Annotated in this window: 11 protein-coding genes; 9 read left to right on the top strand and 2 right to left on the bottom strand. The window is 70.0% G+C overall.

The window, feature by feature from the left end; genetic code table 11:
* On the top strand, positions 1–336 hold a 336-nt coding region (locus tag ACT53R_RS08155), incomplete at its 5' end, for a hypothetical protein (RefSeq protein WP_476171349.1).
* Positions 337–351: 15 nt separating this feature from the next.
* Here the strand turns inward: ACT53R_RS08155 and ACT53R_RS08150 are convergent.
* Complete coding sequence (locus tag ACT53R_RS08150) at positions 352–615, bottom strand: hypothetical protein (RefSeq protein ID WP_476171348.1); 264 nt, start codon at positions 613–615, stop codon at positions 352–354.
* A 261-nt stretch (positions 616–876) separates the two neighbouring features.
* On the opposite strand from ACT53R_RS08150, the gene ykgO reads away from it, so the two are divergent.
* The 5 genes from ykgO (at position 877) to ACT53R_RS08125 (ending at position 4150) form a co-directional block, all read left to right on the top strand.
* Positions 877–1002, top strand: coding sequence for a type B 50S ribosomal protein L36 (ykgO, locus tag ACT53R_RS08145; protein ID WP_010342887.1), 126 nt, complete (start codon positions 877–879; stop codon positions 1000–1002).
* Positions 1003–1235: 233 nt separating this feature from the next.
* Positions 1236–1565: a hypothetical protein gene (locus tag ACT53R_RS08140; RefSeq protein ID WP_476171347.1), complete on the top strand. Its 330-nt coding sequence runs from the start codon at positions 1236–1238 to the stop codon at positions 1563–1565.
* Positions 1566–1576: 11 nt separating this feature from the next.
* A complete protein-coding gene (locus ACT53R_RS08135; RefSeq protein ID WP_476171346.1) occupies positions 1577–2617 on the top strand; it encodes an agmatine deiminase family protein in 1041 nt (346 codons plus the stop codon).
* Between the two features lie 87 nt (positions 2618–2704).
* Positions 2705–3589, top strand: coding sequence for a carbon-nitrogen hydrolase (locus tag ACT53R_RS08130; RefSeq protein WP_476171362.1), 885 nt, complete (start codon positions 2705–2707; stop codon positions 3587–3589).
* A gap of 3 nt (positions 3590–3592) precedes the next feature.
* On the top strand, positions 3593–4150 hold the full coding sequence (locus tag ACT53R_RS08125) for an N-acetyltransferase family protein (protein ID WP_476171345.1): 558 nt from the start codon (positions 3593–3595) through the stop codon (positions 4148–4150).
* Between the two features lie 10 nt (positions 4151–4160).
* Here the strand turns inward: ACT53R_RS08125 and ACT53R_RS08120 are convergent, their stop codons facing one another.
* Positions 4161–4622, bottom strand: coding sequence for a DUF4124 domain-containing protein (locus tag ACT53R_RS08120; RefSeq protein WP_476171344.1), 462 nt, complete (start codon positions 4620–4622; stop codon positions 4161–4163).
* Positions 4623–4849: 227 nt separating this feature from the next.
* Here ACT53R_RS08120 and ACT53R_RS08115 point away from each other — a divergent pair, with 227 nt between their 5' ends.
* The 3 genes from ACT53R_RS08115 to ACT53R_RS08105 are packed head-to-tail and all read left to right on the top strand — an operon-like array spanning position 4850 to position 10378.
* Positions 4850–6301 carry a Wadjet anti-phage system protein JetA family protein gene (locus tag ACT53R_RS08115; RefSeq protein ID WP_476171361.1) on the top strand — a complete coding sequence of 484 codons (1452 nt, stop codon included), beginning with the start codon at positions 4850–4852 and terminating at the stop codon, positions 6299–6301.
* Entirely contained in the window at positions 6298–6957 is a 660-nt protein-coding gene (locus ACT53R_RS08110) for a DUF4194 domain-containing protein (protein WP_476171343.1), read from the top strand. The genes ACT53R_RS08115 and ACT53R_RS08110 overlap by 4 nt, the downstream gene beginning before the upstream one ends.
* Positions 6944–10378 carry an SbcC/MukB-like Walker B domain-containing protein gene (locus tag ACT53R_RS08105; RefSeq protein WP_476171342.1) on the top strand — a complete coding sequence of 1145 codons (3435 nt, stop codon included), beginning with the start codon at positions 6944–6946 and terminating at the stop codon, positions 10376–10378. Before ACT53R_RS08110 ends, ACT53R_RS08105 begins: the two co-directional genes overlap by 14 nt.
* The last annotated feature ends 3 nt before the right edge of the window (positions 10379–10381 follow it).

The raw sequence follows: 10381 nt of genomic DNA, 5'->3' as shown, positions 1-10381 counted from the left end.
GCCGGAACTGGTCCGAACCCGATACCATCCCCACAGGACTCACCGCCTGAGTGGCTACAAGATCCGTACGCAGGTCAGCTGCAGGTTCACGGCAAGACCTACATCGACGGTGTGTGCCCGATCGCCATGGAGCCGGATGGCAGCTTTTCCATCGGAGCCGACGAAGAGACCCCGATCAAGTTCTTTGCGACCGTGACCATGGAAGGAAACGGCTTGGCGATGGGGTATTGGAACGAAGAAGAAGGAGCCGGCCACGCCCATTCGTCGCTCGGAAGCCTCAGGTTTGAACGCGGCTGCTGGTCCAACGATGTAGCGAAGGTCTGTGCGTGGGAGTAGCTTTTGGAAAGTCGATCACTCCGACTTGCCGTACTGCGCCCACGCTATGTCATGTTCAATCGGCATGACGCGATATGGATAACCAACGTGGTCAGCAACAGAAGCTATCTTGGCGAAGAACGGCAGTCCTTTCGGTAGCGGAATCAGCCACACATCTTCGGCAAGCCGCTCAATGCCTTCGATGTGCTGCTTCTTGTTATCTCGTGTCGATCGGTATTCTCCGTCCCCTGACACAATACTCCGACGGTCTACCGCCAGAATCATGGCTCCTGCGCGCATACCGGCTCTCCTGTAGGGTCATGCCACCCTACACCCGGCGGCCCCAGCCCGGCCGCCCGCCAGTCGCCTAGCCTACGCCCGGCCCGTTCAGGTTGGCCGCCGCGCCGGGCGTCCCGCCCCAGGTTCAAACTGAGGCACTACCCAGATCCGCAACCACTTGAATGCGAAACGATTTGCCGGCAGAATAGCGGGCTGTTTGACCGTCCGCGCGCCGCAATGGCGCGTTTCTTCCCATCAACCGCGTTATCGCCGAGGCTCCACATGAAGGTCCTGTCCTCCCTGAAGTCGGCGAAGGCCCGTCACCGCGACTGCAAGGTCGTCCGCCGCCGTGGCAAGGTCTTCGTGATCTGCAAGTCGAACCCGCGTTTCAAGGCGCGCCAGCGCTGAACCCGGATCGACGGCCGCGCGATCCCGCGTCGCCGCAGCTCCGCACGAAGGCCGCCTCGCGCGGCCTTCGTCGCATCCGGATGCCGGAAATCACTCGTCCGGATGCATGCGCGATGACGCAGGGATCGATTGCACAGGATCGCGCCGCGCATCGCGATGTGCTTACAATCGAAGCCTTCGCCGGCCGACCGCATCTGGTCGCGCCATCCGCATTTGCCCGAGGAGGTTCCCCCATGCGCCATCTCCCCGCCGCCCTCATCGCGGCCGCGCTGTTGGCCGCCGCGCCGCAGGTCTTCGCCGAAACGCTGCTGGTCGACCGCGTCCAGCAGGAAGCCGGTGCCACCCTGCCCGCCCGCGGCATGCGCATGGCCGATGTCGAGCGCCGCTTCGGTGCGCCGAGCGAACGCCTCGATCCGCGTGGCGGCCAGAAGCGCGCGTGGCCCCGCATCAACCGCTGGACCTACCCCAACTTCGTCGTGTACTTCGAGAAGGACCGCGTGATCGACGCCGTCCTGATCCGCGCCGGCGGCAGCGAAGTCGGTCCCAAGCCTCCGATCCAGTAATCCCGATCCCGATGTCGCAGACGTACCGTTTTCCCGCGGAATGGGAACCCCAATCCGCGATCCTCGTCGCTTGGCCGCATTTCGAGACCGACTGGGGCCCGCGCCTCGTCGACGTCGAGGAAACCTACATCGCCCTGGTGACCGCGATCGCCCAGTTCGGGCACGCGGTGATCTGCGTCGCCGATGACGATCTGCAGACCTATGCCGAAGCGCGACTGCGCTCGGCGCGCGCCGACATGTCGCGCGTGCGCTTCGTGGTGGTCGAGTACGACGACACCTGGCTGCGCGATTCCGGCCCCATCACGTTGAAGGGCACCGCTGATGACGTGGGCTTCCGACTGCTCGACTTCCGCTTCACAGGCTGGGGCGGCAAGTTCGAGGCCAGCCGCGACGATCGCCTGATCGAAGCGCTCGCGGCACAGGGCCTGTTCGCGCAGGCCGAACGCAGCGAGATCGACTTCGCGCTGGAAGGCGGGGCGATCGAGACCGACGGTGCCGGCACGCTGCTCACCACCTGGCGCTGCCTGCACGAACGCCATCCGGACACCAGCCGCGCCGACCTCACCGCGAAACTCGCGGGCTGGCTGCAGCAGGACCGCATCCTGTGGCTGGACCACGGGTATCTGGAGGGCGACGACACCGACGCCCACATCGACACCCTCGCGCGCTTCGCCGCCGAGGACGCGATCGTCTACCAGGGCTGTGACGACGTCAGCGACACCCACTACCCCGAGCTGCAGGCGATGGCCGCGGAACTGGTCGCGCTGCGCACGCGCGCGGGCAAGCCGTACCGGCTGTTCGCGCTGCCGTGGGCGAAGCCCGTGTTCGACGAAGGCCGCCGCCTCGCCGCCAGCTACGCCAATTTCCTGATCGTCGACGGCGCGGTGCTGATGCCGGCCTACGGTGATCCCGCCGACGCACGCGCGCAGGAAGTGATGGCTGAAGCCTTCCCGGGTCGCGAGATCGTGCCGATCCCGTGCCGTCCGCTGATCTGGCAGAACGGCAGCCTGCACTGCATCACGATGCAGTTGCCTGTGGGCGTGGTGGGCTGACCGCATCGGTCGGGCTGCGGCGCGACCGGATACATTGCAATGGCGGGCCAAGGCCCGCCCTACGAAACCCGCTTCGTTGAGGTCGCGATGAAGAACAAGACGCTCCCGGTCGCGCTGATCCAGGAGAAAAACCACGGCGACGCCGCGGCGAATCTCGCCGTCATCGAGGATCGCGTCGGCGAAGCGGCGAAGCGCGGCGCGAAGCTGGTGCTGTTGCAGGAACTGCACAACGGCGCCTACTTCTGCCAGCACGAATCGGTGGACGAATTCGATCTGGCCGAGCCGATCCCGGGCCCGAGCACCGCGCGTCTCTCGGCGCTGGCGAAGGCGCACGGCGTGGTGCTGGTGAGCTCGCTGTTCGAGCGCCGCGCGGCCGGGCTGTACCACAACACCGCGGTGGTCTACGACGCCGACGGCTCGATCGCCGGCAAGTACCGCAAGATGCACATCCCGGACGATCCGGGGTTCTACGAGAAGTTCTATTTCACGCCGGGCGATCTCGGCTTCACGCCGATCGACACCTCGGTGGGCCGGCTCGGCGTGCTGGTGTGCTGGGACCAGTGGTATCCCGAGGCCGCGCGGCTGATGGCGCTGGCCGGTGCGGAACTGCTGCTGTACCCGACCGCGATCGGTTGGGATCCGTCCGACGAACAGGCCGAGAAGGACCGCCAGCGCGGCGCGTGGATCCTCAGCCACCGCGGCCACGCCGTCGCCAACGGCCTGCCGGTGCTCAGCTGCAACCGCGTCGGCCATGAATCCTCGCCGCTGGGCGCGTCCGGCATCGACTTCTGGGGCAACAGCCATGTCCTCGGCCCGCAGGGCGAATTCGTGGCCGAAGCCGGCACCGAGCCGACAATCCTGATGGCCGAGGTCGACATGGCCCGCAGCGAGCACGTCCGCCGGATCTGGCCGTTCCTGCGCGACCGCCGGATCGACGCCTACGACGACCTGCTCAGGCGTTTCCGCGACTGAGCCATGGCCGCGGACGACATCCCTTCGATCCGCGACGCCACCCCGGCCGATGCCGCCGACGTACAGGCGATCTATGCCCATTCGGTCGAGACCGCGTGCGCCAGCTACGAGACCGTCGCGCCGGACGTCGAGGAGATGCGCCGGCGGATGACGGCGCTGATGGATGCCGGCTACCCGTACCTGGTCGCCGAGGTCGACGGCACGTTCGCCGGTTATGCGTATGCCTCCGGCTACCGGCCGCGCGCCGGCTACCGCTGGACCGTCGAGGACAGCGTGTACGTCGCCCCGGGTTTCGCCGGGCGCGGCATCGGCAAGTGCTTGCTGTCGGCGCTGATCGCGCGCTGCGAGGCGCTGGGCTTCCGACAGATGATCGCGGTGATCGGGGATGCCGGGAACCTCGCCTCGATCCGCCTGCATGCCTCGCTCGGCTTCGTCCATGTCGGCACGTTCCGGGCCATCGGCTGGAAGGCCGTGGGCGACGCACCGGGCCGCTGGCTGGACAGCGTGCAGATGCAGCGCCGTCTCGGCGACGGCGACATGCGGTCACCCGACGGCGCGTGATCCCCTGCCGTCAGGCGCCCGGCGCGTCCTTGCAGGCGTCGTAGACCTCGCGATCAAGCCGGCTCAGCAGCTCGTAGGTCCGCGACAGGCCGGCGGCTTCGAGTACGGCCTCGCGATGCGCCCTGGCGGCGCGGCAGCGATCGACCTTCGGATCGCGGCGGCGCTCCTCGGGCCAGCCGAACGAATAGTCACCGCCCGTGGATCGACGCCGCCGTTCGACCGCCTGGCGATCGGCTTCGACCTTGGCCGCGGCCTGCGGATTCCAGCCCGGGTCCAGATAGGGCCGGACGGCATGGGTCTCCGAGCCCGGCGGGCACGGCGTGTTCTGGTAGGTGCGATGGCCCTTCGCGTTCACGCAGGTGTAGAGGACACCATCCGAAGCCCGGGCGGTCGGCGCCGCCGTCGTGGCCCACGCGATGAACAGACTGGTCGCGAGCAGGCGTGTCGCCGGCTGGCCCGTCGTCAGGCCCATGGCGGATCGTGTCGTGCGCATTCCCTTGCCCCCTGTGGCTCCGCGCAGTATGCCGCGGACCGGTCGCGGGGCGGGCGGAGCGGCGAATGAAAACGCCGATGGAATCGCCAGGGTCGCTAGACGACGCGAATCGTCCGCGGCGGACCGGCCAGCGGTGACGCTGTCCGGGATTCTGGGATAATCGCCGATCGCCCCCGTTCCGCCCCGCCGGAGTCTGCCCATTGAGCGTGTCCCCGGCCGAAGTCGGCCTGTTCTCGACCCTGCCCGAAGGGGTGTTCGGCCCGCTGGCGTCGCCCAACCGCCGGCACTACTGGCGGCTGTTGTGCCGCCTGTTCGACGAATTCTTCGGTCCGGACGCGCCCCTGCCGCCCAGCACCGGCTTCCTGCGCCGCGAGATCGTCGCCGCGCTGGAGCGCTACCTGCTGACCGACGACCCGTGGGAGGCCGACGACGGCGACCCGCCGGACACGCCGCTCGCGACCCGGGCGCAGTCGGTCTACGACCGTTTCCGCCAGGCCGGCTGGCTGCGGCAGGAGCGCATCGGCGCCCGCGAGATGGTGTCGATGACCCATCCGGTATCGCGGCTGCTGGGTCTGCTGGTCGAGTTCGCCGAGCGCGGGCCGACCTTCCTCGGCGCCAAGGTGCGCTCGATCGAGTTGCAGTTGCAGCAGGTGGTCGACGGTCATGCGCAGGGCGACATGCTCGACGAAGCCGCCGAGCAGGCCCGCCACCTGCTGGCCCACGTGGCGGCGCTGGGCGTGCAGGTGCGCGACCTGATGCCCGAGCTGAGCCGCGCAGAATCCACCGCCGCGTTCGCGCGGCACCTGTTCGAGCGTTACGTCGGCGAGCTGTTCGTCGGCGACTACGCCGAGCTGCACAACAGCGACCATCCGCTTGCCCGGCGCACGTCGATCCTCGCCATGGTCCGCGAGATCGAACACGGCCCCGCGCGGCCGCGGCTGCTGGACTGGTACGCCGCCCACGTGCCCGGCGGCGATGCCGAGCGCGCCGCGCTGCGGTTCTCGCGCAGCCTGCGCCGGCTGTACGAACTGGACCGGCTGGACGACTACCTCGGCCGCCTCGACGACGACATCCGCCAGGCCAATCGCCGGGCGCTGGCCTTCCTCGACTACCGCCTGCGTGCACCGGACCGGCTCGACACCCTGCTCCGCCGCGCCTGCCGCGGCGCACTCGCCGCTCCCGAAGGGGAACTGCGCTCCCCGGTCGCCCCCGGCGGGCTGATGGACGAGACCCGCCTGCGTCCGCCGAAGGCGCGGCCGCGGCCGATCCCGCGCACCGCCAACGCGCAGGCCGAGCCCACGCCCGAGCAACTGGCGCGGCTCAATCTGCTGCGCCGGATCAAGCGCGCCCGGCTGGTGCTGCCCGAAGACCTCGGGCGCTACCTCGACCGCCAGTGGCGCGACCGCGGCGAACTCGATTCGCAGACGCTGGAAATCGCCTCGATCGAGGATTTCCGCGCCTACCAGACCCTCATCACCCTCGCCCTGCGCAGCCGCCGCGACGGCGGCCTGCGCCGCGACGATCCCCTGCACCGCCTGCTGCAGGGCTTCCGCATCGCGCTGGTCGAGGGCGAGCACGCCGACAACGCCCATCTCCGCGGCCCGCGCTTCGTGCTGCGCCGCGAGGCGGGCCGCAAAGGAAAGACTGCTTCCGCATGAAACGCACCTGGTCCCAGCTCAGCCAGCTCTCCGGCGGCACCTACATCCCGCAGGATTTCGAACGCGCCGCCTACCGGCTGGTCACCGAACAGGTGCTCTACGCCAGCGATCGCGGCACCAAGAACGCCTACCACCTCGTCGACACCTGGTTCGGCGACTTCGCCGCGGCGCTGGAGCCGCTGGGCGTGCGGCTGGAGCGCAACGCGCACTACCGCTACGTCGTCGCCCTGCCGTCGCACGGCGAAGGCACCGCGGTGTCGCTGGACCAGACGCTGCTGCTGCTCGTGCTGCGCCAGCGCTACGACGCGGCGATGCGCCAGGGCCAGATCGAGGACCAGGGCGAGGTCTACGTCGACCTGCCGGAACTGCAGGAAGCCTACGCCGACCTGACCGGCCGGCCGATGCCCGACATCGGCACGCTGCGCGAGACCCTGCGCGCGCTGCGCCGCTGGTCGGTGGCGCGCGTGGTCGACTGCGAACCGGACGACCCGCAGCCGTTCCGGATCGTGGTGAGGCCGGCGATCGTCGAGATCGTCGGCGCGCAGTGGCTGCAGCGCCTCGACCAGCACAACCGCGACGAGGACGACGACAGCGACCTTGGCGCAAACGACGACGAGACCGGCACGCCGGCGGAGGATGCGCATGCGCCAGCTTAAGCGGGTCCATCTGGTCCAGTTCTTCCTGTTCGAGGCCGAGACGCTCGACCTCGACGCCACGACCGCGATCATCGCGCCCAACGGCGCCGGCAAGAGCGCGCTGCTCGATGCCCTGCAGATCGTGATGCTGGGCGGCGACCGCAACACCATCCGCTTCAACGCGCAGGCCGGCGGCAGCCATCGCGCCCGCACCATCCGCGACTACTGCCTCGGCGTGTACCGCGCCGGCGACGACGGTCGCGTGCGCAAGACGGCGACGACGTACATCAGCCTGGTGTTCGAGGACACCGTCACCGGCGAATGCCTGACCGCCGGCGTCGCGCTGGGCGCGTCCGAGGACGAGCCAGACCACCGCGTGCACGGGCTGTACCTCCTGCCCGGCGTCGCGCTGACGCTGGCCGATCACCTTGAAACCCAGGGCGGTCGCGAGCTGCCGCTGACCTGGGCGCAGTTCCGCACCGCGGCCGCCGCGCACTGCAAGACCGCTGGCAGCAAGCCGGAACTGCATGCGACCAGCGAACGCTTCCTGCGCGACCTGCTGCTGCACCTGCGGCCGGGCGGCAACCTGCACATCGACCCGATCGCCTACCGCAAGGCGTTCCAGAACGCGCTGAACCTGCAGCGCGTGAGCGACGTCGACCACTTCGTGCGCACGCTGGTCGCCGAGGAGCGCCCGACCGACATCGCCCGCTTCCGCAGCCTGCTCGAAGGCTTCCGCCAGTTGCGCGAGAAGATCGAACAGGTCGCCCAGCGCATCGGTGCGGCCGAAGTCGTGGAGCAGCAGTACCGCAAGGTCGCCGCGCACGCGACCCGCGCCGCGTCATGGCGCGCGCTCGCCGCCGAATACCGCCGCGATGCCCACGGCGAGCAGGTCGACGCCGCGGAAGAGGCGCTGACCGCGCTGCAGGACGCGGCCGCACGCATCGCCCGCCAGCTCGACCAGGCCCGCAGCGACCGTGGCAGCGCCCGCCAGCAATCCGAGGACGCCCAGCGCCGGTTGCAGGGCACGCGCGGCTACCGCGAGCAGGCGTCGTTCGACGAGATCGCCGGCCGCGACCGCGACGAGATGGCGCAGCTCAAGCGCGAGCTGATGCGCAACGCCGGCTACGTCCGCGATGCGCTCGCCAGCGCGGCGAAGCTGGAACTGCCGGGGCTCGACGCGGATGCGCTGATCCGCGCCGCCGCCACCTGGGGCGCGCTGTACACGCAACTGGCGAGCCTCGCCGACGACGCCGGCATCGACCACGCGCCGGAAGCGCTGCATGCGCAGCTGGTCGACGCCCTGCGCGCCGCCGCGCCGGCGATGGCGCACGTCGCCGCGCGTGCGCACGAGGCGCGCAACGAGCTCGAACAGGCGCGCCAGCGCGAGAAGCTGGCCGCGCAGAACCAGAGTCGCCTGCAGTCCGGCCGCGCCGAACTGCGCGCCGACGTGGTCCGGCTGATGAGCTATCTCGAAGAAGCCGACATCCCCTGCCGCCCGGTCTGCGACCTCGTGCAGGTGAGCGACCCCGACTGGCAGGGCGCGATGGAAGCCTACCTGCGGACTCACGTCGAGGCGCTGCTGGTACCGGCCGAGCACGAACAGCGCGCGGTCGCGTTGTATCGCGGCCTCAAGGGCCATCGCTCGGTCTACGGCGTGAAGCTGGCGCTGACCAGCCAGGTCCGCAGCGCCCGCGAATCCAAGCCGGCAGAGGGCCGCGTCGCCGCCCTGCTCCGCGGCGATGCCGATGCCGTGGCCTACCTGCGCCAGCAGCTCGGCGACCTGCGCTGTATCGAGACCGAGGCCGAAGTCGTCGCGACCCGCCACGGTCTGACCCGCGACGGTCTGGTGACCAAGGGCGGCGGCGTCGAACGCCTGCGCCTGCCCGGCGCCGGCGAACTCAAGATCGGCGCTTCCGACCAGCGCGAGCGGCTGAAGCTGCTGCGCGAGGACGGCGAGCGCGCCGGCCGCGAGATCCGCCGGCTGGAGACGATCTGCACCGCACTCGACGCCCGCGTCGCCGACTGGACCCGCATCGGCGGCCCGGAGCACGCCGCGCAGGCCGTCCACGACGTGCTGCTGCGCCACCGTGAAGCCGCGGCGCGCTACGCCTCGCTGCGCGACCAGCTCGCGGCGATCGCCGATCCGGACCTCGTGCGGCTGACCGAGCAGGCGCATGCGCTCGACGCGCGCTGCCGCGAACTCGACGCGCTGGTCGAACGCCTCGTCGGCGAGGACGCGGTCGTCCGCGGCAAGGTCGTCGACGCGCAGTCGCGCCTCGAACGCCTGAATGCCGAGAGCGACGCCATCGCCCGCGCCGCGGTCGAGGCGTTCCGCCATCCCGACGTCGACCCCAACCTCGTCGAGCAGCATCGCGACGATCTCGACGAGAAGCATCCGGAACTGGCCGATCGCATCGACCATTGCCGCCGGCGCGCCGACGACGCCGACAAGGCGCTGCAGAACGTGCTGCCCGACGCCTGGTCGGGGCTGGCGCAGTACGCCAAGGACCACGGCGTCGGTTTCGACGTGGAGCCGCAGGACTGGCGCCGCGCCGGCGCGCTGCTGCAGGCCGAGATCACCTACCTGCGCGACACCGAACTGGTGCAGCACCAGACCCGCGCCGACGAGGCGTATGCGATCGCGGTCGAGACCTTCCGCAGCAACGTCGCCTCGGCGCTGTACGACAACTTCAAGCGGCTGGAGCAGCAGATCCGCACGCTCAACCGCACCCTCGCGCAGAGCCCGGCGTTCTCCAACGACGAGCGCTACCAGTTCCGCTGCGAGGTGGCGCCGGAATTCCGCGACCTGCACCGCTTCATCCTGCGCGTGGCCGACGTCGGCGAGGCCGATACGCTGTTCGGCAGCGCCGGCGAAGTGCCGGCCGCGTTCCGCGACATCGTCGAGGACCGCGTCGGCGGCCGCGGCAGCGCGCCCTCGCCGCTGGACGACTACCGCCGCTTCTTCGTGTTCGAGGTGAACATCCGCCAGGGTGAGCAGGTCATCGGCACGCTCAGCGAACGCATGCGCTCGGGCTCGGGCGGCGAACACCGCGCGCCGATGTACGTGATCGCCGGCGCCGCGCTGGCCGCGGCCTACGGCAAGCGCGATGGCGAACTCGGCGGCCTCGGCCTGATCATGCTCGACGAGTTCGGCGACAAGATCGACGCCCAGAACGCCCGCGCGACCACCCAGTACCTGCGCTCGCTCGGCCTGCAACTGGTACTGGCCGCCCCGGACACCGCGCAGGGCACGCTCACCGGCGTCCTCGACAGCTACATCGAACTGTTCCGCGACGGCCCGCTGCTGCAGGTCGAACGGATCGAGGTCACCGAGGACGGCCGCGCCCTGCTCGCCAGCGACCAGTTCGCCCTGCATCCCGAACTGCTGGCGGCGGAGATCGCGCGGATCGAGGCGGAGTCGCGCGTACCTGCGACGTGATCG

It is taken from the genome of Lysobacter sp. DMC104, from assembly GCF_056313665.1.
Note: the sequence above shows the minus strand (reverse complement) of the source record. Positions and strands in the feature narration are given on the sequence as shown.